This is a genomic window from Streptomyces sp. A0592 (assembly GCF_004795115.1).
Taxonomy (GTDB): domain Bacteria; phylum Actinomycetota; class Actinomycetes; order Streptomycetales; family Streptomycetaceae; genus Streptomyces; species Streptomyces erythrochromogenes.
In genome coordinates, this window is sequence record NZ_SSBM01000011.1 from 217,972 (window position 1) to 240,510 (window position 22,539).

The following is a 22,539-nucleotide window of genomic DNA, read 5'->3' on the forward strand; positions in this document are numbered from 1 at the left end:
GGGGGCGTGCGGGGTGGTGCGGGGGCGGGGGGACGGCTCAGGCACCGGCGACGGGGCGGAGCGCGGGACGGGCCTTCGGCGCGTCGGTGAGCAGGGCGGCCGTACGGGCCGGGGTCGGGTGCTGGAAGAGCTGGCGGATTTTCAGCTCCCGGCCGAGTTCGGCCCGGATCCGGCTGATCAGCCGGGTGACGAGCAGGGAGTGGCCGCCCAGGGCGAAGAAGTTGTCGTCCGGGCCGACCTCGTCCCGGTCGAGTACCTCGGCGTACAGGGCGCGTACGCGGTCCTCGGTGCTGCCGCCCGGCTCCGCGCCCGGCTCCGGGGCGGCGACGGAGGCGGCGGCCGTGCGCGGGGCCGGGCCGTCGACCGAGCCGATCGCCGCCCCCGGGGCGGCCGCGAGAGCGCGCAGCACCAGGGCCAGGTCCGCCGCCAGCCGCTCGGCGCTCGTACGGTCGAACAGTTCGGCGGCGTAGGTGAGTTCCCCGGTGAGCCCCAGCGGGGTGCCGTCGTCGGCGCGCTGCTCCCCGAGGTCCACGCCGAGGTCGAACTTGGACACCGCCCACTCGACGGGGTGGGGCCGGGCCGTGAGGCCCGTCAGACGGGGCAGGGCGGGCGGCTCGTTCTGGACCTGGAGCAGCACCTGGAAGAGGGGGTGGCGGGCGAGGGACCGCTCCGGGTTCACCGCCAGCACGACCCGCTCGAAGGGCACGTCCTGGTGGGCGTAGGCGGCGAGGTCGCTCTCCCGGACCCGCTCCAGGAGCTCGGTGAAGGCCGGGTCGCCGGAGGTGTCGGTGCGCAGGACGAGGGTGTTGACGAAGAAGCCGACGAGGTCGTCGAGGGCCTCGTCCGTGCGGCCCGCGACGACGGTCCCGATGGGTATGTCGGTGCCGGCCCCGAGGCGGGAGAGGAGCACGGCCAGGCCGGCCTGGAGGACCATGAAGAGGGTGCAGCCGTGCTGCCGGGCCAGTTCCAGCAGCCGTCCGTGCAGCTCCGCGTCCAGCTGGACAGGGACGGAGCCGCCCGCGAGACTCGCCACCTCCGGGCGGGGCCGGTCGTAGGGCAGGACCAGCTCGGCCGGGGCGCCGGTCAGTTCCGCGGCCCAGAAGTCGAGCTGACGGGTGATCAGTGCGTCCGGGGCGTCCTCCGCGCCGAGCACGGACCGCTGCCAGAGGGTGTGGTCCCGGTACTGCACGGGCAGCGGCTCGAAGGCCGGCTCCGCGCCCGCCAGGCGGGCGGCGTAGGCGGTCGCCAGATCGGTCAGGAGCGGGCCCCACGACCAGCCGTCGGTGGCGATGTGGTGCACCACCAGCACCAGCACCCACTCCTCCCGCCCCAGCTCCAGCAGGCGTGCCCGCAGGGGCAGTTCGGACGAGATGTCGAAGCAGTGGCCCGTCACCTCCCGCACCGCGGCCGCGACGGCACCGGGCTCCGAGACGGCGAGGACCTCCAGCGGCACCTCGGCCGACGCACCCTCCAGCAGCCGGATCACCGGCTCGCCCCCGCACTCGTCGAAGACGGTCCGCAGCACCTCGTGCCGGGCCACGACGTCCCCGAGCGCCGCACGCAGCGCCGGCGCGTCCAGCGGACCCCTCAGCCGGTAGGCGAAGGGCACGTTGTGGTGGCCGGACGGGCCCTCCGCCTGGTGCGCGAACCACAGCCGGTGCTGCGCCGAGGACAGCGGCGCGCCCTGCCCGGGCTCCGCACGGCGCAGCGGCGGCCGCGCCCGGTCGGCGCTCCCGGCCAGCTCCGCGAGCGCGGCCACGGTCTGCGCGCGGAAGACGTCGCGCAGCGGCAGCTCGACGCCGAGGGCCGTACGGATCCGGCTGACCAGCCGGGTCGCCAGCAGCGAGTGGCCGCCCAGGTCGAAGAAGCCCGCGTCGGCGGCTACCGTGTCGTGGCCGAGCACCTCGGCGAAGAGCCCCGCCAGGATCTCCTCCCGCGGGGTGCGCGGGGCACGTCCGCCGGAAGCGGGCAGCGCGGGCTCGGGCAGCGCCCGGTAGTCCACCTTGCCGTTGGGGGTCAGCGGCAGCGCTTCCAGGACCAGGACGTACGAAGGCAGCATGTAGTCCGGCAGCAGCCGCTCCAGCCGACGCCGCACCGAGGGCCCGGAGACCTCCCCGACCACGTACCCGGCCAAGCGCTTCTCACCGTCCGCGGCGGCCCGTACGGCGACCACGGCCTGGCGGACGCCCGGGCAGGCGGCCAGCGCGGCCTCGACCTCGCCGGGCTCCACGCGGAAGCCGCGGACCTTCACCTGCTCGTCGGCCCGGCCGAGGAACTCCAGCAGCCCGTCGGCCCGCCACCGGGCGAGGTCGCCGGTGCGGTACATGCGCGTCCCCGGAGCACCGAACGGGTCGGCGACGAACCGCTCCGCGGTGGCAGCGGGACGCCGGTGGTAGCCGCGCGCCACTCCGGCACCGGCGAGGTACAGCTCGCCCGGGGTGCCCGGCGGCACCAGCCGCAGCCGCTCGTCCAGCACGTACGCCCGGGTGCCGTCCAGGGGGCGGCCGATCGGCACCGGGCCGTCGACGTCCGCGGCGCCGGTGATCAGGTGGCTGGTCGCGCACAGGGTTGCCTCGGTGGGCCCGTACAGGTGGCGGACCACGGTGTTCGGGCAGGCGGCCAGCACGGCGCGGACCGCGGCGGGGCTGACGACGTCGCCGCCGGTCAGCACCTCGCGGACACCGGCCAGCAGGCCGGGGTCCTCCTCGGCGACCACGCGGAACAGACCGGCCGTCAGGTGCACGGCGGTGATGCGCGCCCCGCGGATCAGGCCGCCCAGCCCGGCGACCGTCGGCTCGCCCTCGGGGGCGACGACGACCTGCCAGCCCGACAGCAGCGCCACCCACAGCTCGTAGTCGGCGATGTCGAAGGCGTGCGGGGCGTGGAACAGGACGCGTTCGGCGCCCCGGGTGTGCCAGCCGCGGTCGGCCACGAGGTCCAGGACGTCCCGGTGGGTGACGGCGACCCCCTTGGGCTCGCCGGTCGACCCCGAGGTGTGCATCAGGTAGGCGAGCTGCCCGGGCGGGCACGGCGCGGGGGTGAACCCCGCGCCGTCCGCGAGAGCGCCGGGGGCCTCCGACGCACCGGCCAGGACCGTCCGCACGCCCTCGGGGGCGAGCCCGGCGTGCGCCTCGTCGACCAGCAGCACGGAGCAGCCCGCGGCGTCCAGGATCCGCCGGGTGCGCGCGACGGGCTGGCCGCTGTGCAGAGGCAGGTACGCACCGCCCGCCTTGAGGACGGCCAGCATCGCCACGACCACCTCGGGGGAGCGCCCCATCAGCACCCCCACCGGGGTCTCGGCGCAGACACCGAGGCCGGCCAGCCGCCGCGCCAACCGGTCGGCGCGCCGGTCCAACTCCCCGTAGGTGATGGCGTCGGGGCCGGAGACCAGGGCCACGGTGGCCGGGTGCAGTGCGGCCCGCCGGGCGAACTCCAGGTGCACCGCCGTACCCGCCCGAGGCGGCGCCGGCGGCTGCCGGTCGGCCAGCAGCTCCTGCCGCTCCCGCGGCAGCAGCACCTCCAGGGCCGAGACCCGGCCGCGCGGCGCGCGTACCACCGCCGCCAGGACCCCGCGCAGCCGCTCCACGAGGGCGCGCACGGTGGCCTCGTCGAAGAGCTCCGTACGGTACTTGGCCACCGCGCTCAGCCCCTCGCCCGCCCCGGCCGCCTCCGTGAACTGCACCGCCAGCTCGAACTCGGCCCGCGGTACGTCCACCTCCTCGGCCACCGCCGTCAGCCCCGGCAGCTCCAGGCCGGCGGCGGCCGCCCGGCGCATCGTCAGCGCCACCTGGAACAGCGGGTGGTGGGAGAGCGAGCGCCGCGGATTGACCGCCTCGACGACCTGCTCGAAGGGCACGTCCTGACGGGCGAAGGCCGCCAGATCGCTCTCCCGCACCCGCTCCAGCAGTTCCGCGAACGTCGGGTCCCCGGACAGGTCGGTGCGCAGGACCAGGGTGTTGACGAAGAAGCCCACCAGATCGTCCAGGGCTTCGTCGGAGCGGCCCGCGACGACCGTGCCGAGGGGCACGTCGGTGCCCGCGCCGAGCCGGGACAGCACCACCGCCAGCGCGGCCTGGAGCACCATGAAGACGGTGCAGCCGTGCGCCCGGGCCAGCCCCTCCACCTGCGCGGTCAGGGCCGCGTCCAGGCCGAAGGCGACGGCCCCGCCCGCCGGATCGGCCACCTCCGGCCGGGGCCGGTCGGTGGGCAGCACCGGCTCCTCCGGCAGCCCGGCCAGCGCGGTGCGCCAGTACGACAGCTGCTCCTCGGCCGCGCGGTCCAGCAGGGCGCGCTGCCAGAGCGTGTAGTCGGCGTACTGCACGGCCAGCGGCGGGCGCGGCCCGGTGCCGCCGCCCGTGCGGGCGGCGTAGGCGTACGAGAGGTCGCCCAGCAGCGGCCCCCAGGACTCGCCGTCGGTGGCGATGTGGTGCAGGGCCAGCACCAGCGTGTGCTCCTCGGGCCCGGCCGTCAGCAGCGCGGCCCGCAGGGGCCTGTCGGTGGCCAGGTCGAAGGGGCGTGCGGCGATCTCGCCGATGTCCGCGCCGGCCGCGTCGAGGAGTTCCAGGACCGGCGGGGCCGGGGGCAGGACGACCTGCCGGGGCTCGCCGTCGGCCGCCGGGTGGACCGTACGCAGGATCTCGTGGCGTTCGGCCAGATCGGCCAGGGCGCCACGCAGCGCGGCCACGTCGAGCGGTCCGTCCAGCCGGACCGCGATCACGCTGTGGTAGGCCGGGTCGGAACCCTCCAGCCGGTCCAGGAACCACAGCCGGCGCTGCGCCGGGGAGAGCGGCAGCCGCGCCGGGCGCTCCTGCGGCCGCAGTGCGGGACGGGCCCGGTCCGCGCCGTCGATCAGAGCGGCGAGCGCGGCCGGAGTACGGGCGGTGAACACCTCACGGATGCCCAGCTCCGCACCGAACGCCCCGCGGACCTGCGCCACCAGCCGCATCGCCAGCAGGGAATGGCCTCCCAGCTCGAAGAAGTCGTCGTCGGCGCCCACCTCGGGCAGGCCCAGCACCGACGCGAACAGGCCCGTCAGGATCCGCTCCCGCTCGGTGCGGCCGCCGCGGCCGCCGGTGCGCAGGGCGGGGGCGGGCAGGGCCCGCCGGTCGAGCTTGCCGTTCGGCGTCACCGGCAGCTCGTCCAGTACGACCACGGCCGGGACCATGTGCTCGGGCAGTGCGGCGGCCAGTTCGCCGCGGACCCCGGCGGGGGTCGGCGCGGCGCCCGGGCGGGGCACCACGTAGGCCACGAGCCGGGGATCGCCCGGGCGGTCCTCGCGGACGACGACCGCCGCGTGGGAGACGCCCGCGCAGCCCGCGGCGGCGCTCTGGACCTCGCCCGGCTCGATGCGGAAACCGCGGATCTTGACCTGGTCGTCGGTGCGGCCCAGGTACTCCAGGACCCCGTCGGCACGCCAGCGCACCAGGTCGCCCGTGCGGTACATGCGGGCCCCCGGCTCGAAGGGGCAGGCCACGAACCGGTCGGCGGTCAGCCCGGGCCGGCCGAGATAGCCGCGGGCCAGCTGCACGCCGGCCAGGTACAGCTCGCCCGCCGTACCGGGCGCCACCGGGGCGAGCCGGCCGTCCAGGACGTACGTACGGGTGTTGGCGGCGGGCCGGCCGATCGGGACGGTGGCGTCCCCGGCCCGGCAGGGCCAGAGCGTGACGTCGACCGCGGCCTCGGTCGGGCCGTACAGGTTGTGCAGCTCCGCGCCGGGCAGGACCCGGAAGAAGGCGTCCTGGGTGTGCGGGGGCAGCGCTTCGCCACTGGCGATCACCCGGCGCAGCGAGCGGGCGTCCGCCGCGGCGGGCTCGCGCAGGAACACGTCGAGCATGGACGGCACGAAGTGCGCGGTGGTGACGGACTCCCGGGCGATCAGGTCGGCCAGGTAGGCGGGGTCCTGGTGGCCGCCGGGCTTCGCGACCACGAGGGTCGCCCCGGTCAGCAGCGGCCAGAAGAACTCCCACACCGAGACGTCGAAACCGCTCGGCGTCTTCTGCAGCACCCGGTCCCCGGCCCCCAGGCCGTACTCCCGCTGCATCCACTCCAGCCGGTTGACGATGGCCCGGTGCGGAACCAGCGCGCCCTTGGGGCGGCCGGTGGAACCGGAAGTGAAGATCGCGTACGCCGGGTGGTCGGGCAGGACCACCGGCCGCGGCGCGGGATCCGCCGCGGGGAGCGGGGCGTCCAGCCGCAGCGTCGGCGTCCCCGGCGCCTCCCAGCCGGTGCTCAGCACCAGCGCCGGGGCGGCGTCGGCCATGATCCCGAGGTTGCGCTCCTTCGGCTGCCCGGGGTCGACGGGCAGGTAGGCGGCCCCTGCCTCCAGCACCCCGCACAGGGCGACCATCAGGTCGAGGGAGCGGGGTACGGCGACCGCGACCAGGCTCTCCGGTCCGATGCCGCGGGCCGTGAGCACGTCCGCGAGGCGGCCCGCCCGCTCCTCCAGCGCCCGGTAGGTCAGGGACTCGCCCTCGAAGACGACGGCGGCGGCGTCCGGGGTCCGGGCCGCCTGCTCGGCGAGCAGCGCGGGCAGCGTCGACTCCGGGAGGGCGGCGGCGGTGTCGTTCCACTCGGCCAGGACCCGGTGGCGCTCGGCCGCGGTCAGCGCGTCGAGGACTTCCACCGGCGCGTCCGGGTCGGCCGTCCACCGCTCCAGGAGCCGTACGAGCCGCTCGCCGAGCTCCCGCACCCGCTCGGCGGCGATCAGCCCGGGGTGGTGGCTCAGCCGCAGCCCGAGCGCCGTGCCCGGCTCCACCACCAGGGTCAGCGGGAAGTGCGTGGTGTCCCGGAACCGGATCCGCGCATCGAGGCCGAAGCCCGGCAGGTCGAGCGCGTAGTCGCTCATCGGGAAGTTCTCGAAGACCAGGTTCGTGTCGAAGAGGGCGGCCGGGGAACCGGCCAGCTTCTGGATCTCCGTCAGCCCCAGGTGGTCGTGGTCCACCAGCTCCGCCCGCTCGCGCTGGAGCTCCGCGCAGACCCGGCGCAGCGGGGCGGCCGGGTCGATCCGGGCCCGCACGGGAACGGTGTTGATCAGCATGCCGATCATCCGCTCCGAACCCGGCAGTTCGGCGGGGCGGCCGCTGACCGTGAGACCGAAGACCACGTCGTCCTGCCCGGTGGCGCGGGCCATGAGCGCCGCCCAGGCACCCTGGACCACGCTGGTCAGCAGCAGCCCGCACTCCCGGGCCCGCGCGGTCAGCGCCGCCGTCCGCTCCTCGTCCAGCCGCACCACCACGTCCTCGGGGGTGGCGCCGGGGGAGACCCGGCCGGTGCCGTCCGCGATCCGGCCGGGGGCGCCGAGACCGGCCAGGGCGGTGCGCCAGGCCTCCTCGGCGGCGGGCCGGTCGCAGCGCGCGAGGTGGGCCAGGTACTCCCGGTAGGGCTGCACCGGCTCCGGCTCGCCGCCCGCGTACAGGGTGAACAGCTCGCGGAAGAGCAGCCCGAACGACCAGCCGTCCAAGAGGATGTGATGTGCCGTCACGAGTAGCCGGTGCCGGTCGTCCGCCAGCCGCAGCAGCGTGAACCGCAGCAGCGGCGGGCGGCGGCTGTCCACGCCCTGCGCCCAGTCCTCCTCCGTCAGCTCCGCGGCCCGTTCCGCCGCCGCCCCGGCGGGCAGCGCGCCGAGGTCGTGCTCCTGCCAGGCCGGCTCCATGTCCCGGCGGACCACCTGGACGGGATCGCCGTTCTTGCGGTGGGTGAGGACCACCCGCAGGTTGGCGTGGCGGCGCAGCAGCTCCCCGGCGGCCCGGCGCAGCCGACCGGCGTCGAGCGTCCCGTCCAGGTCGACGGTGAACTGGGCGATGTAGAGGTGCTTGGAGTCCTCGTCGTACCCGGAGTGGAAGAGCATGCCCTCCTGCAGCGGGGAGAGGGGCAGGACGTCCTCGATGGCCGGCCGGCTGGTGTTCATGGCTGATGTGTCGCTTTCTGGGAGACCGTCGGAGAGCGGCGGCGGGGCGGGGGTGCGGACCGGTCGGGGTCAGAGGAGGCCGAGGGAGGCCGCGAGGTCGTCCAGTTCGTCCTGGCCGATCGCGTCGAGCGCCAGGCCGGAGGCGGGCGGAACGGCTGAGGGGACGGTGGACGGGACGGCGGACACGGCCGCGGGGCCGGTCCGGTCGGCGTGGACGACGAGGGCGCCGAGCATCCGGAACCAGTCCTCGGCCAGCGCCCGGACCTCCGCCTCGTCGTGGACGCCGTCGGCCCAGGCCCAGTCGGCGTGCAGGACCGGGCCGTCCGCCGACTCCAGGACGAAGGCGCTCACCTCGACGGCGTGCGCCATCGGCATGCCCGGGCCGGGGGCGTCGAGCCGGGCCCCGTGGGCGGGCAGCAGCTGCCAGTCGCCGCCGCCCGGACCGCCCAGCCGGCCCAGGTAGTTGAAGCCGAGGCCCGCGGGCTCCGCCGCGGCGAGCTCCCGGCCGACGACCGGGTCGAGGTGGCGCAGCAGTCCGTACCCGATGCCCTTGCGCGGGATCGCCCGCAGCTGCTCCCGGACCCGCCGCAGTGCCTCGGCGGCGGTGGGACCGCCGACCTCGGCGTCCGCCGCGCCCAGGCCGTCCAGGGCGAAGCGGGTGGGAAAGAGAGTGGTGAACCAGCCGACGGTACGGGAGAGGTCGGCCTCGGCGCCGATGTCCTCCCGGCCGTGGCCCTCCAGCTCCACCAGGACCTCCGGGCCGCAGGGCCGCCACCGCGCCAGGGCCAGGGAGAGCCCGGTCAGAAGTACCTCGTTGGCGTCGGCGCCCAGCCGGTCGGCCACCGACGTCAGCAGCGGCCCGGCCGTCGCCGCCGGCAGGCTCAGGGCGAGGTGCCCGGCGCGGTCCTCGTGGTCGCGGGACGGGTCCAGCGGGCGCCGGCCCGCGATGCCCGCACCCGGCCGCACCACACCGCTCCAGTACGGGGCTTCGGCCGCGGTCCGCCCCCCGGCCGCCTCGGCGGTGAGCAGCTCGGACCAGCGGCGGAACGAGGTGGCGACCGGGTCGAGGGAGCCGGCGGGGGCCCGTCCGGCGGCGACCGCCTCCCAGGCCCGGCCGAGGTCGCCGGTCAGCACCCGCCAGGAGATCCCGTCCACGACCACGTGGTTGACGACCAGGGCCAGCGCCCCGGGCAGCCCGGCCCCGGCGTCGAACCAGACGGCCTGCACGATCACCCCGCCGCCCACCGAGAGCCGGTCGCGGGCCGCGTGCACCTCCCGCGCGACCTCCTCGGCGGTCGCCTCGCGGCCCTGCGTCGCCACCCGGCGCAGGCACTCCGCGGCGCGCACCGACCCGGCCGGGCGGGTCCGCCAGCCGGAGCCGTCCCGGACCACGCGCAGCATGTCGTGCCGGTCCAGGACGGCCTGGAGCACCTCGGCCGCGCTCTGCGCGCTCAGCCCGGCCGGGGTCCGCACCACCAGGTACTGGTGGTAGGGGTCGGCGGACCCGCCGCGCTCGTCGAGCCACCGCATCACCGGCGTCGCCCGGACCGGCCCGACCCCGTCGTCACCGCCCGACCGGGCGGACCGGGCCAGCGGCCGGGCGGCGGCGGCCAGGGCCGCCGTGTCCGGCAGGGTCAGCACGTCCCGGACGGTGATGCGCAGCCCGGCGCGGCGGGCCGCGCCGACCACCTGCACGGCGATGATGCTGTCACCGCCGAGCCGGACGAAGCCGTCCCGCGGGCCTACCTCCGGGATCCCGAACAGGTCCGCCAGGACCCCGCACAGGATCCGCTCCGCCTCGGTCACGTCAATTCCCCTCATGGTCTTCCTCGTTCTCGTTCTCCGCGGGCCGCCACGGCCTGCGCGTGCTGGTCAGACGGCGGTGCGGGCCGGGGCGAACAGTGCCCGCAGGGCGGCCCTGTCGACCTTCCCGTTGGCGGTCACCGGCAGGTCCTCCACGGGCCGGAAGTGCCGGGGCACCATGTACGCGGGCAGCTGCGCCGCGCACGCCGCGGCCAGCTCCACGGACCCGGGGCCGTCCGCCCCCGTCCGGGTCCACACGGCCGCGAGCCGGCGCGAGCCCGCGACCTCCACCGTCACCACCACGGCCCTGCGGACCCCCGGGACCGCGCCCAGGACCGCCTCGACCTCGCCGGGCTCGACCCGGTACCCGCTCACCTTGAGCTGCTCGTCGGCCCGGGCCACGAAGTGGAAGTCCGCCCCGTCGAACCGGACGACGTCCCCCGTGGCGTACGTGCGGCGCGCGGTCCCGTCGCGGTGGGGCAGGGTCCGGAAGCGGGTCGCGGTCAGTTCCGGGTCTCCCAGATAGCCGAGGCCGACACTGCCCCCGCCGACGACCAGCTCCGCCTCCTCGCCCGCCGCGAACGGCCGCAGCACCCCGCCCGCCTCGCGCAGCAGCTCCGCCCCGGCGACGGCAGCGCCGATCGGCGGGTGCTCGGGCCAGGACGCGGCCTCCCGAGGGTCCAGCCGGTACTGCGTGACCACGTGGGTCTCGCTGGGCCCGTACTCGTTGACCAGGGCGACCCCGGCGGCCGCGCAGAACTCGCGCACCTCGGCGTTGACGACGAGGCGCTCGCCCGCGACCGCGATCTCCCGCAGGTCCGGCATCGCGTCCGGTTCGAACACGGCGGCCGTGGCCAGCGCGTGCAGCCCCACCACCGGCAGGAACAGCCGGGCGACGCGCTGCTCGGCGATCAGGTCCATCAGGGCGAAGGGGTCCTGGCGTTCCTCGTCGGAGACCACGACCAGCGCGGCCCCGGCCAGCCAGGTGGTGACGATCTCCTCGTAGCCCACGTCGAAGCCGATCGAGGCCGCCTGGAGGGTGTGCGGCGGGCGGTCGTGGGCCCAGTGCCGCACGTGCCAGTCGCCGAGCGCGGCCAGCACCGACGGGGGAACGGCCACCGACTTGGGCTCACCGGTCGATCCGGACGTGGGGATGACGTACCCGACGGTCCCCTCGCGCAGCTCCTCCAGCGGGGCCCCGCGCAGCTCGCCGAAGGCGACCTCGGCGGGGCCGAGCCCGGTCGGCGCGGTGCGGTCGGGACGGACCAGCAGGGCGCAGGGCCGGGCGATCCGCGCGGCCCGCGGCGCGGGCATGCCCGGGTCGACGCAGACCACGCCCAGGCCGGCCCGCCACGCGCCGAGCACCGCGGCGCAGCGCTCCCAGGAGCGTTCGCCGTGGACGGCGAGCACGTCGTCCGGTCCCAGGCCGCGGGCGGCGAGGCCGCCCGCGATCTCGGCGGACAGCCGGTCGAGTTCGCCGTACGTGTGGGCGACGCCGCCGTCGACGACGGCCACCGCCGCGGGGTCGCGCCGGACGGCACGGATCAGGGGCCGGACGAGCGAATGCCGTGGTCCGGGCGCGTCGTCGGTGTGCATGGGCGTTCCTTCCGGGGAGGGTGCGGGGCAAGGAGCGAGGGGTGCGGTCGGGGCATCGGGCTCAGCCATGTGCTGCCGCGCCGTGCTCGTCGATCAGCGCCGCCAGCCGGTCGAGCCCGTCCTCGATCCGGTCGGGGTCCAACGAGGAGCACGAAAGGCGCAGTTGCCGCCCGGCACGCTCCTGGTCGCTGAAGTGGCGCATCGGCGTGAAGAGCACCCCGTGCCGGACGGCGGCCTCCTCGACCAGGGCGTCGGTCACGGGGAACGGCACGTCGAGCACGACGAAGAAGCCGCCCGCGGGGGCGATCCACCGGACCCCGGGCGTCCGGGCGAACCGCCGGTCCAGCCCTTGGAGCAGAGCGCGCAGGTTGCGCCGGTAGACGTCGATCTGGCGGCGGTTGGCCTCCAGCAGGCTGCCGCCGTGCTCCAGCAGCATGCCGCCGACCAGCGCCTGTGCCACCGGCGGGGTGTTGACGGTCAGCATGCTCTTGGCGCGGGCCAGCTCGTCGGCCAGCAGCGCCGGGCCGCCCGCCCCCGTGACCCGCTGGTCCGCGACGGCGAAGCCCACCCGGGCGCCGGGGAAGCAGGTCTTTGCCAGCGAGCCCAGGTAGACGACCCGCTGCCCGGTGTCGAGGGCCTTCAGCGTCGGCGGCCGGGAGCCGTCCGCCACCCGGAAGTACCCGTACGGGTTGTCCTCCAGCAGCAGCACGTCCTCCTGCTCCGCGACCTCCAGCAGCTCCCGGCGCGTCCCCGTGTCCAGGGAGTGGCCGCTCGGGTTGGAGAAGTCCGGCACCAGGTACAGCGCCCGGGGCCGCTCCCCGGCGGCGCGGACCTCGCGGATCCGCTCGCGCACCTGCTCCGGACGCACCCCGCGGGGGCCCTCGGGCACCGACCGCACCGGGAGGTCCAGCAGCCGGGCGGCACCCGTCAGCCCGACGTACGTCGGGTCCAGGGCCAGCACCACGTCCCGCGGGCCGGCCTTCAGGGCGCGCAGCACGAGCCACAGCGCCTCCTGCGCGCCCACCGTGACCAGGACGGCCTCCGGGTCGCAGACGATGCCCTCATCCCGTTCGAGGTGACGGGCGATCAGCTCGTGCACGACGCCCTTGGTGCGGCCGTACTGGAACAGCTCCCGCCGCACCCCGGCCCCGTCGTAGCCCTTGTCCGCGGTCAGGTGGTGGATGTACGCGTCGAGGTAGCGGTGCAGGTCGGACGGGTCGAAGAAGTCCTCCGTCGGTCGCCCGGGGGCGAAGGAGACCGCCTCGGGGAACCGTCCAGCGATCTCGTTGAGGAAGGTCATGGACAGCAGCGCGGGGTCCGCGAGGGACGCGTGCAGATCGGCCCGGTCCAGGGCCACGGCCGTGCGGGTCACCGGCCCGCCCCCAGCGTCGTCAGCCAGGGCGCGTCGGCGGGGGTGCCGCAGCCCGACAGCTCCAGGGCGGAGCGCAGTTCGGCCGCCAGCAGCCCCAGCACCCGCGACACGCCCTCCGCGCCGTCCGCGGCCAGGCCCCACAGGACGGGCCGGCCCAGCAGCACCCCGTCCGCGCCGAGCGCCAGGGCCTTCAGGACATCGGTCCCGCCGCGGATCCCGCTGTCCAGCAGCAGCCGGCAGGACGGCGGGACCGCCTCCCGGAGCGCGGGCAGCATGTCCGCGCTGGCGACCGCGCCGTCGAGCTGGCGGCCGCCGTGGTTGGAGACGACGACGGCGTCCGCACCGACCGCGGCAGCGGTCGCGGCGTCACCCGGATCGAGGATCCCCTTGACGATCAGAGGCAGTCCCGTCTGCTCCCGCAGCCGGGCCAGGTCGTCCCAGCCCAGGGCGCGGGCGAAGGACTCCGCGGTGTGCTCCGCCACGGCGCACGTCCCGGCCCGGCGCTCGCCGGCCCGGCGGGTCGCGGCCCGGTCGAGGTGCGCGGCCGCCACGCCCGCCGGCAGGGCGAAGCCGTTGCGCAGATCGCGCAGGCGCCGGCCCATCGAGGGGACGTCGACCGTGACCATCACCGCCGCGCAGCCCGCGTCCTCGGCGCGCCGCACCAGCTCGGCGGTGAGTCCCGGGTCGCGCTGGCAGTACAGCTGGAACCAGGTGACCCCGCCCAGCGCCGTGACCTCCTCCACCGGCACGCTGCTCAGCGTGCTGAGCGTGAACGGCACCCCGGCGGCCGCCGCCGCGCGGGCCGTGGCCGACTCACCCTCGGGGTGGAGCAGCCGCTGGTAGGCCATGGGCGCGACCGCCAGGGGCAGGGCCGCCCGGCCGCCGGGGAGTTCGGCCGAGGTGTCGACGGCCCCGGCGCCCGACAGGACGCGGGGGACGAGGCGGATCCGGTCCAGGGCGGCCCGGTTGGCGGCCAGGGTCAGCTCCTCGCCGCTGCCGCCCGCGATGAAGTCCCAGACCTCCGGGGGCAGGGCCCGGCGGGCGGGACCGGCGAAGTCCTCCAGGCGGACCGGGACCGGCGGGGTGTCGTGACCGGCGCTCACCGCAGGACCTCGCCGGCGCCCAGCCGCTCGGCCTCGACGGCCTCGTACAGGGCCTTGATGTTGCCGTTGCCGAAGGTGCGGGCGCCGAACCGCTCGATCACCTCGTGGAAGAGGGTGCGGCGCGGGTGGGTGGAGCGGGTGAAGATCTGGAAGAGCTGCCCGTCGTGGTCCTCGTCGACCAGGACGCTGATGCGCTGGAGCTCCTGCGTGGAGTGCCGGGCCAGGTCGAGCCGGTCCGCGAGCATCGTGTAGTAGGTGCCGGGGACGCTCAGGAACTCCACGCCGCGCTCGCGCAGCGCCCCGACCGCCCGCACGACGTTGCGGGAGGCGAAGGCGATGTGCTGGACGCCCGGGCCGCCGTGCTCGGCCAGGAACCGGTCGATCTGCCCCGGCTCGCGGGAGGTGTCGGGCTCGATCAGGGTCAGGGTGACCTCGCCGGAGGCGCTCTGCACCACCTTGGAGTTCATGGCCTGCGCGCCGACCCGGATGAGCTCCTGGAAGATCATGCGGAAGCCGAGGACACGGGTGTAGAACTCCACGGTCCGGGCGAGTTGTCCGGCGGGCAGGCAGACCGCGAAGTGGTCCAGCTCCTCCAGGAGTTCGCCGTCCGCGTCCGGTGCGGCGGCGTCCGGCAGCGGGGCGAAGCCCGGGGGCGGCCCGGCCGGGTCCGGCTCGACGAGGGTGTGCACGACGTCGCCGAACCCGGCGATCACGGCCCGGGTGCTGCCGTCGGGGTGCCGGCGCGGCACGGCCAGGGGGACCGCGCCGCGGGAGACCGCCTCGTCGAAGACGGCGGCCACGTCGGGCACGCTCAGCGCGATGTCGGCGACGCCGTCGCCGTGGGCCAGGACGTAGGCGGCGCCCGGGTGGTGCGGCGAGCGGGCCTGGGTGAGGACGAGGGAGATCCGGCCCTGGCGCAGGAGCAGGGACTCCGCGTCGGCTGACGCGGCGCGGGCGACCGCACGGAACCCGAAGCGGCCGGTCATCTCGGCAGCCGCCGACGCGAGGTCGGCGACGTAGGACTCGACGTGGCTGATGCCGAAGGCGGGGGAGAAGGTCATGGAGCTGCCGTTCGTCATGGGGCCGCCGTCCCTCGCGGGGCGGCGGAGGCGGAGAGCACGGGGGCGGGGGCGTGGGCCGGGGCGGCCCCGGAGGTCAGAGAGGTGATCCGGGCGGGCAGGCCCCGCCACACCTCTGGGGTGTAGAAGTGCCCGCCGGGCAGGACGTCGTGGCGGAACGGGCCGTCGGTCAGCGCCGCCCAGCGCGGACCCGCGTCCTCGCCGATGACGGGGTCCGCGTCCCCGGAGAACACCTGGACCGGGACACCGGTCCGGGCACCGGGGGTGTGGGCGAAGGTGTCCCGGGCGGCCAGGTCGGCCCGCATCAGCTCCACGGCCATCTCGGTCAGCTCGGGCTCTTCCAGGACGTGCTCGGGCAGCAGGCCGTGGGTGGCCATCCAGCCGAGCAGCTCGTCGTCGCGCTGTCCCTGCGCCAGGAACCGGTCCCGGTCGGTGACCCCGCGGTCCGGGGCGTTGCAGGCGGAGACGACCAGGGCGTGCGGCGGGGGAGCACCCGCCGCGGCCAGCCGTACGGTGACGTCGAAGGCCATCCAGCCGCCCATGCTGTGCCCGAACAGGACGTACGGGCCCTGCCCGGCCACCGCCGCGACCCCGGCGGCGGCGTCCGTCGCGAGCTCGTCCCAGGTCCGGGCGAACTCCTCGGCGAACCGACCCTCGCGCCCCGGGTAGCAGACGGCCACCAGGCCGGCGCCGTCCGGCAGGGCGGGGATCCAGTCGTGGAAGGTGGCGGTGCCCCCGCCGCAGAAGGCGAGGCAGACCAGGGTGGGTGCGCCCTCCTCGGTCTCCTTCAGGCGCACCGCGGTGGTGTCGAGGACGTTCACGAGGCCTCCCCGGCGGCCGGGGCGCGCACCGACTGCGCATGCCGGGCCAGGTCCGCGAGGACGGGGAAGCGGTAGACGTCCTTGGTCCGCAGCGCGATGCCGGCGTTCTTCTTCAGCCGGGACACCACGCGCAGCGCCAGCAGCGAATGGCCGCCGAGCGCGAAGAAGTTCGCCTCAGCGTCGACGCCGTCCCGGCCGAGGACCTCGGCCCACACGGTCGCGATCAGCTCCTCCAGCGGGCCTTCGGGGGCGCGCCCGGAGGACTCCGGTCCGGCTGCCGGGGCCGTCGGCAGCGGCGGCAGCGCCTCGGTGTCCACCTTGCCGTTCGGCGTCAGCGGGAGCGCGTCGACCCTGACGAAGACGGACGGGACGAAGTACGCGGGCAGCGCGGCCCCGCAGTGCCGGCTCAGCTCCGCGTCGGTCACCCGGGCCCCGGGGGCCAGGACGCAGTACGCCACCAGGAGGGTGTCGCCGTCCGGCCCGGTCCGGGCCACGGCGACCGCCGCCTCCACCGCCGCGTGGCCGCGCAGCCGGTCCTCCAGCTCGCCCGGCTCCACCCGGAAGCCGCGGATCTTGAGCTGCCGGTCGGTGCGGCGCAGGAACTCCAGACCGGAGTCGGCCCGCCAGCGCACCAGGTCGCCGGTGCGGTACATCCGGCTGCCGTCGGTGGCGAAGGGGTCCGCGACGAACCGCGAGGCGGTCAGCCCGGGCCGGCCGACGTAGCCGACCGCCACGCCCGGACCGGCCAGGTACAGCTCGCCCGTCGTGGCCGGCCGCAGCGCTTCGTCGAGGACCTGGGCGCGTACCCCGGCCAGCGGCTCGCCCAGGCGCGGGGCGGCCCCGGTGATCCGGGTCGCGGTGGCGTCGACGGTGCACTCGGTGGGGCCGTACAGGTTCCAGGCCTCCACGGCCGGGTCCTCGGCCAGCGCCCGCCACATCGCCGCCGGCACCGGCTCGCCGCCGAGCAGCAACCGCAGGGGACGCCCCCGCCGCAGCCGCGGACCGGTCAGCTGCCAGTGCGAGGGGGTGCAGTCGAGGTCGGTCACGCCGTACGCGTCGAGCAGTGCGTCCAGTCGGGCCGGGTCCGTGCGGTCCTCGTCGTCCAGGACGACCAGGGTGTCGCCGCGGCACACGCGGACCCACTGCTGCACGGACGCGTCGAAGGACAGGCTGGCGTTCCAGGCGACCACGCGGTGGCCGGGCGGGTAGACGCCCCGCTCTTCCAGGCCCGCGACGAGGGCGGCCACGCCGGCGTGGGTGACCTCCACGCCCTTGGGCAGGCCGCTGGACCCCGAGGTGTGGATGACGTAGGCCGCGGTGGCCGGGTGCCCGGCACGGCCGGACGGCTCCGCGTCGGCCCGCGCGGCAGGCGCCGCGGTGTCCGGGTGGCCGCTCTCCGGGTGCGCCGCGTCGGGGGCGGCCGTGTCCGGGTCGAGGACCGGCAGGCCCTCGGCCCACCCGGCCGCGGCCCCCGCCCGCGCGAGAACCGCACGCAGCCCGGCGTCGGCCGCGATGTGCGCGAGCCGCTCCCCGGGGTACGCCGGGTCCAGCGGGACGTAGGCCGCACCGGCCCGCCACACCGCCAGCGGGGCCACGGCCCAGACCGTGCCGCGGGGCAGGCTCACCCCGACCCGGTCGCCGGGGCGGACGCCGAGCGCGCGCAGCGCCGCCGCCAGCCGTGCCGTGCGCCCGGCCAGCTCCTCGAAGGTGAGCGCACCGTCCGCGGCGTGCACCGCGGCCCGGCCGGGGAAGGTCCGGGCGGTCTCCAGGAACCGCTCGACCAGGTTCGTCGGCTCAGCCACGGGACACCGCCGCCACGGTTCCGGCGCGCGGGGCGACGGCGGGGGCGCAGTCCGCCACGGCGATCGGGTCGCCCATGGCGACGACGATCCGCCGGTCGCCGCGGAAGGGGTCGCGGCCGTGCGCGGTCAGGACGTTGTCGACGATCAGCAGGTCCCCCGGCTGCCAGGCGCGGCGCACGGCGGCCCGCTCGTAGGCGGCGTTGACGGCCGCCAGGTCCGCCTCCGTCAGCGGGACGCCGTCACCGAGACCCGTGTCGAAGGGGAGCCCTTCGGGGCCGAGTTCGTCCAGCAGGACCTCGCGCAGCTCCTCGTCCAGCGAGAAGCGGTTCCAGAACGCCATGTGGTTGAACCAGACTTCGTCACCGGTCAGCGGGTGGCGGACGATGCCCGGCCGCACCTGGCTGGTGCGCAGCGTGCCCTCTTCGTCCCAGGCGCAGGCGACGGCGTTCTCGGCGCAGTACGCCTCCACCTCCTCGCGGGTGGTGGCCCCGAAGGCGGCCTGCCAGGCGACCGAGAGGGTCTCCGAGTAGGTGCGGGTCAGGACCCAGCCGGAGGCGCGCATCCGCTCGACCAGCACGGCGGGGAGCGAACGCAGCACCTCGCGGCAGTCGGTGACGGGTGTCGCGCCGCCTTCCTCGGGGGCGGTCAGGCAGCCGAAGAGCAGCAGGCCGGGGAAGGTCAGGGTGTAGCTGTTCTCGTTGTGCGGGCGGATCGCCTGCGCGGCGGGCAGGTCGGTGGAGGAGAAGACGCCGGAGCCGAAGTCGCTGCGGGGGGTGGCCTTCTCGCGGTACGGGGTGGCCCGGCGGACCAGCTCGTCGCGGACGACGGCGAAGTCGTCGATGCTGCGGACCGGCAGCCCGCTCACGTACACGGCGCCGAACCGGTCCAGTCCTGCGCGCAGTTCGGCGCGGTGCTCGGCGGCCCAGTCCCGCGCGGCGGCCGCGTCGGCCAGCTCGGGGGCGCGGACCGTGGCAGGGGCGCCGGGCTCGATGAGCCAGTCGAGGACGCCCGCGAAGGGGACGGCCCCGGTGGCGGTGGCTTCGGCGGCGGTGGCCGCTGCGGGGGTGGTCGGGCGGATGCTCATGCGGCACCGCCCGCGGTCGGCGCCTGCACGGCGTGGCGGAGCTCCAGGGTGCAGCACTTGACGCTGCCGCCGCCCTTGAACAGTTCGGACAGGTCGACGCCGATCGGCGTGAATCCGCGCGCGGCCAGCCGGTCCGCGAGCCCGCCGGCGGCCTCGGCGAGCAGGACGTTGCGCCCGTCGGAGAGCGCGTTCAGCCCGAAGACCTCGGCGTCCTCCTCGGTGGCCAGGAGCGCGTCCGGGTACAGCTCGCGCAGCACCGCCTGGGATGCGGCCGAGAAGGCGCCGGGGAAGTACATGATCTCGTCGTCGTCGAGCACGGCGAGGGCGGTGTCGAGGTGGTAGAAGCGCGGGTCGACCAGGGTCAGCCCCACCACCGGCGCGCCGAGCACCCGTTCGGCCTCGGCGTGCGAGGCCGGGTCGGTGCGGAAGCCGGTGCCCGCCAGGATCCGGGAGCCGGCGACCAGGTAGTCGCCCTCGCCCTCGTTGACGTGCTCCGGGGCGACCACCTCCGCGTAGCCGTTGGCCTCGAACCAGGCCTGGTAGGCGGGGGCTTCGGCAGCGCGCTCGGGGTGGCGGAACCGGGCCATCAGGACGCGGTCGCCGAGCACGGTGGCACCGTTGGCCGAGTAGACCATGTCGGGCAGCCCGGGGACCGGGTCGATCAGCTCGACCGTGTGTCCGAGCTCCTGGTAGAGGGCGTACAGCCGCTCCCACTGCAGGACGGCCAGGTCGGTGTCGGTCGGCTTGGCCGGATCCATCCAGGGGTTGATGCGGTAGTCGACGGTGAAGTGGGACGGGCGGCACATCAGGTAGTGCCGCGGACGGGAGGTGCGCCGGACGGTCATCGGCTCAGACCTCCCCGAGGGCGGCGACCAGACCGGCCGGACGCATATCGGTCCAGGTCTTCTCGATGTGGTCCAGGCAGTCCTGGCGGCCGGCCGGGCCGTGGGTGGCCGTCCAGCCGGCGGGCACCTCGCTCGAGGCGGGCCACAGGGAGTGCTGGTTCTCCTGGTTGACGAGGACGAAGTAAGGGGCTTCGTCGTCCTCGAAGGGGTTGGTCACGGGTGCTCCTGTCACGTCGTGGTGGTGGGGATCGCGCAGGGTCGCGCGAGGCTGGTGGATCCGGTGGCGAGCTGCCAGCCGTGGAAGGGGGAGGGCGGCGCGAGCACGCGGCGGCAGATGGCCAGGGCGGCCTCCGCGGCGGTCGTCCCGGGCGTGGCCACGGTGAAGAGTCCGAGGTCCACACCGTGCGGACCGCTCCGCACGCTGATGTGCTCCAGTCGCTCCCCCGGGCGGGCCGCGCCCCAGAGCAGGCGGAGCAGGCGGCCGTCGTCGGCGGGACCGGGGCCGGGGCCGGGCCCGGGCGGGACGAGAGAGACGAGGGTCAGCTCCACGAGCCCGGGTCAGTCCCAGATGAGGCCGTACGCGACCGCGCCCGCGGCGGCCGGGAGGGGCGCCGGGGCCGCCTGGACGGTGGCGGCCCCGGCCGTGTCCGCACCGGACGGCGCGCCGGCGGCGAGCGCGAGCGCGCCGCAGGCGGCGACGGCCGCGGCGAAGGCCGCCGCGGTGACGGCCGCGGCAGCGGTGCGGACCGGACGGACGGCGGCATGGACGCGAGAAGTCATGGAGGTGCCCTCATCGGGAGTGGGGAAGGGGTGCCGAGCGGCACGCCTCCATCCTGGCCAAGGTGTTGACCTGGGGGAACGGGTTCAGGGGTGGCGGAAGCGGCCAGGACGTTTTGGGACAGCCGCCCCCGCCGGGCCACCGCCGACGGCCGGCCGGAGTCGCGCTGACGCGCGTAGAGGGCGCGTGTATGTCGCGTAGATCTCCGGCAGACAGGCTGCTCGCAGATCGACGGGGGCGACAGCATGCGAAGAGGGGAACCGATGTCCGTGACGCTCGACCTGGAGGAGCTCGACCAGACGGTGTACGAGGAGGTGCTCGCCCGGCCCGAGCTGGGGCTGACCGAACTTGCCGCCCGGCTCGGCGTGGAGCCCGACCGGGTCCGCGACTGCCTCGACCGGCTCTTCGCGCTGCGCCTGGTCCAGGCGTCCTTCGAGACGCCCGGCCGCTTCACCGTCGTCGACCCGGTCCTCGGGATGCAGCGGCTTCTGGATCAGCAGTACGAGGAACTGGTGCGCCGGCACCGTCGGGCCGCGGGTCACCAGCAGGCCCTGGTCCGGATCCTCGCGGGCGCCGGCTCCGGCGGCCGCCCGGCCGAGGGCGTCGAGCGGCTGGCCGGACTCGACGCCGTACAGCGGCGGTTGGAGCGCCTGGCGCTGGAGGCCAGGACCGAGGTGCTGACCTTCATGCCCGGCGGCCCCCAGTCCGCGGCCGCGCTGGAGGCGGCCGAACGCAATGACGCCCTCGTGCTCGGCCGCGGCGCCGCCATCCGCACCATCGGGCTCGACCTCGTACGGGAGGACCCGGGCACCCTGCGTTACAGCCGGGCGCTGCTCGCGGGAGGCGGGGCCTTCCGCACGGTCGCCGCGCTGCCCACCCGGATGGTGCTGGTCGACCGGACCCACGCCCTCGTTCCCATCGACCCGGCGGACAGCAGGCAGGGCGCGCTGTCCCTCTCCGCCCCCGGCATGATCGCCCCGCTGGTCGCGCTCTTCGAGCGGGAGTGGGGCGCGGCCGTGCCGCTGGGCGCGGATCCGTCGGAAGCCGTGTACGTACCCACTGAGCAGGAGCGCTCCCTGCTGGGGCTGCTGGCCGAGGGCCACACCGACGAATCCGCCGCCGGACAGCTGCACATCTCGGCCCGCACCGCCCGGCGGATCATGGCCTCGCTGATCGAACGGCTGGGCGCCCGCAGCCGGTTCGAGGCGGGGCTGCGCGCAGCCCGCCTCGGATGGGTGTGATCCGGACGCGGCCCCCTCCGCTGCGCCGCGCGGGCACGCCGGGCCGCCGCCGCGGCCCGTTCCGACGGCATGGTCATATGAACCGCTTAGGATGACGCTCCGTACATCGGCGGTCCAGGAAAGCTGGGGACCAACCGCCGTGTGGAGCTGTGCGCACGCACAGGGGGAACACGTGAAATTCTTCGTGCTCGGGTCCGTGGGCGTGTCCCACGGGGGACCCGTGCTGACCGGTGGACCGCCGCAGCAGCAGGCCACCCTTGCCGTCCTGGTGCTCCGCGCGGGCCATGTCGTGCCGCTGCACGAACTGACCGCCGCGGTCTGGGGGGAGTCCGCCCCGGGCTCCGCGGTGATGATCCTGCGGACCTACGTCTGGCGGCTGCGGAAGCTGCTGGAGGGCGGGGAGCCGGGGAAGACCGGGGCCCAGATACTGGAGTCCGCGAACGACGGCTACCGGCTCGCGGTGCCGCGGGGCTCGGTCGACGCCGTACGGGCCGAGGAGCTGGCCGCGAAGGCCACCCGCGCCCATGCGGCCGGGGAACTGGAGGTCTGCGCCGAAGCACTGGCCGAGGCGGGCTCCCTGTGGCGGGGCGAGCCACTGGCCGGGGTGCCGGGGCCGTTCGCCGAGAGCCAGCGCTCGCGCCTGGCGGAGCTGCGGCTGCACCTGCTGGAGGAGCGCCTCGGGGTGGACCTGCTGCGCGGGCGGCACGAGCGGGCCGTCCCCGAGCTCACCGCCCTCATCCGCGAGGAGCCGCTGCGGGAGCGCCCGTACGGGCTCCTGATGCGCGCGCTCTTCGCCGCGGGGCGGCAGGGCGACGCCCTCGCCGTCTTCGGCCGGGCCCGCGAGGTGCTGGCCGACGAACTCGGCCTGGACCCGGGCCCGGACCTCCGCCTGCTGCACGCCCGCATCCTGTCGGGCGACCCTGCCCTCCTTCCCGCCGCCGCATCCCCGGCCCCCGGCCGCGGGGGCGGGCTGCCCGCACCGCTACCGGCCGCGCCCTCCGGCTCCGCGCCGACGTCACCCGCAGCGCACGGTGCCGCCACGGCCGGCGGACCGGCCCGCGGTGGCGCGCCCGCGGGCCTCGACGGGTTTCCTGCGGCGTCCGCCGGGG

Annotated in this window: 15 protein-coding genes; 2 read left to right on the forward strand and 13 right to left on the reverse strand. The window is 76.1% G+C overall.

The window, feature by feature from the left end; genetic code table 11:
- Positions 1-37: 37 nt before the first annotated feature.
- The 13 genes from E6U81_RS18550 to E6U81_RS18610 all read right to left on the reverse strand — a co-directional run bounded on the left by E6U81_RS18550 (position 38) and on the right by E6U81_RS18610 (position 20,191).
- Entirely contained in the window at positions 38-7,906 is a 7,869-nt protein-coding gene (locus E6U81_RS18550) for a non-ribosomal peptide synthetase (protein WP_136231199.1), read from the reverse strand.
- Positions 7,907-7,975: 69 nt separating this feature from the next.
- Complete coding sequence (locus tag E6U81_RS18555) at positions 7,976-9,727, reverse strand: condensation domain-containing protein (protein ID WP_136231200.1); 1,752 nt, start codon at positions 9,725-9,727, stop codon at positions 7,976-7,978.
- 51 nt (positions 9,728-9,778) lie between these two features.
- Positions 9,779-11,305, reverse strand: coding sequence for an AMP-binding protein (locus E6U81_RS18560; RefSeq protein ID WP_136231201.1), 1,527 nt, complete (start codon positions 11,303-11,305; stop codon positions 9,779-9,781).
- 61 nt (positions 11,306-11,366) lie between these two features.
- Positions 11,367-12,677 (reverse strand): PLP-dependent aminotransferase family protein, encoded by a 1,311-nt coding sequence (locus tag E6U81_RS18565; RefSeq protein ID WP_240803892.1) that lies wholly within the window; start codon positions 12,675-12,677, stop codon positions 11,367-11,369.
- Entirely contained in the window at positions 12,674-13,741 is a 1,068-nt protein-coding gene (locus E6U81_RS18570; protein WP_240803895.1) for an alpha-hydroxy acid oxidase, read from the reverse strand. The genes E6U81_RS18565 and E6U81_RS18570 overlap by 4 nt, the downstream gene beginning before the upstream one ends.
- Positions 13,742-13,776: 35 nt before the next feature.
- Entirely contained in the window at positions 13,777-14,859 is a 1,083-nt protein-coding gene (hppD, locus tag E6U81_RS18575) for a 4-hydroxyphenylpyruvate dioxygenase (protein ID WP_136231203.1), read from the reverse strand.
- Positions 14,856-15,680 (reverse strand): alpha/beta fold hydrolase, encoded by an 825-nt coding sequence (locus E6U81_RS18580; protein ID WP_240803893.1) that lies wholly within the window; start codon positions 15,678-15,680, stop codon positions 14,856-14,858. Before E6U81_RS18580 ends, hppD begins: the two co-directional genes overlap by 4 nt.
- On the reverse strand, positions 15,677-17,482 hold the full coding sequence (locus tag E6U81_RS18585) for a non-ribosomal peptide synthetase (protein WP_206309958.1): 1,806 nt from the start codon (positions 17,480-17,482) through the stop codon (positions 15,677-15,679). Before E6U81_RS18585 ends, E6U81_RS18580 begins: the two co-directional genes overlap by 4 nt.
- The gene (locus E6U81_RS18590; protein WP_136231204.1) at positions 17,475-18,566 is read right to left on the reverse strand and encodes a TauD/TfdA family dioxygenase; all 1,092 of its coding nucleotides are present in this window, start codon (positions 18,564-18,566) and stop codon (positions 17,475-17,477) included. Before E6U81_RS18590 ends, E6U81_RS18585 begins: the two co-directional genes overlap by 8 nt.
- A complete protein-coding gene (ddaH, locus tag E6U81_RS18595) occupies positions 18,563-19,411 on the reverse strand; it encodes a dimethylargininase (protein WP_136231205.1) in 849 nt (282 codons plus the stop codon). Before ddaH ends, E6U81_RS18590 begins: the two co-directional genes overlap by 4 nt.
- Positions 19,412-19,415: 4 nt before the next feature.
- On the reverse strand, positions 19,416-19,628 hold the full coding sequence (locus E6U81_RS18600) for an MbtH family protein (protein WP_136231206.1): 213 nt from the start codon (positions 19,626-19,628) through the stop codon (positions 19,416-19,418).
- Positions 19,629-19,639: 11 nt separating this feature from the next.
- Positions 19,640-19,960 (reverse strand): hypothetical protein, encoded by a 321-nt coding sequence (locus E6U81_RS18605; RefSeq protein ID WP_136231207.1) that lies wholly within the window; start codon positions 19,958-19,960, stop codon positions 19,640-19,642.
- A 9-nt stretch (positions 19,961-19,969) separates the two neighbouring features.
- A complete protein-coding gene (locus tag E6U81_RS18610) occupies positions 19,970-20,191 on the reverse strand; it encodes a hypothetical protein (RefSeq protein ID WP_136231208.1) in 222 nt (73 codons plus the stop codon).
- Between the two features lie 261 nt (positions 20,192-20,452).
- Here E6U81_RS18610 and E6U81_RS18615 point away from each other — a divergent pair, with 261 nt between their 5' ends.
- Complete coding sequence (locus E6U81_RS18615) at positions 20,453-21,430, forward strand: helix-turn-helix transcriptional regulator (protein ID WP_136231209.1); 978 nt, start codon at positions 20,453-20,455, stop codon at positions 21,428-21,430.
- Between the two features lie 172 nt (positions 21,431-21,602).
- Positions 21,603-22,539 (forward strand): BTAD domain-containing putative transcriptional regulator (locus tag E6U81_RS18620; RefSeq protein ID WP_206309959.1); only part of this gene is annotated, 937 nt, incomplete at its 3' end.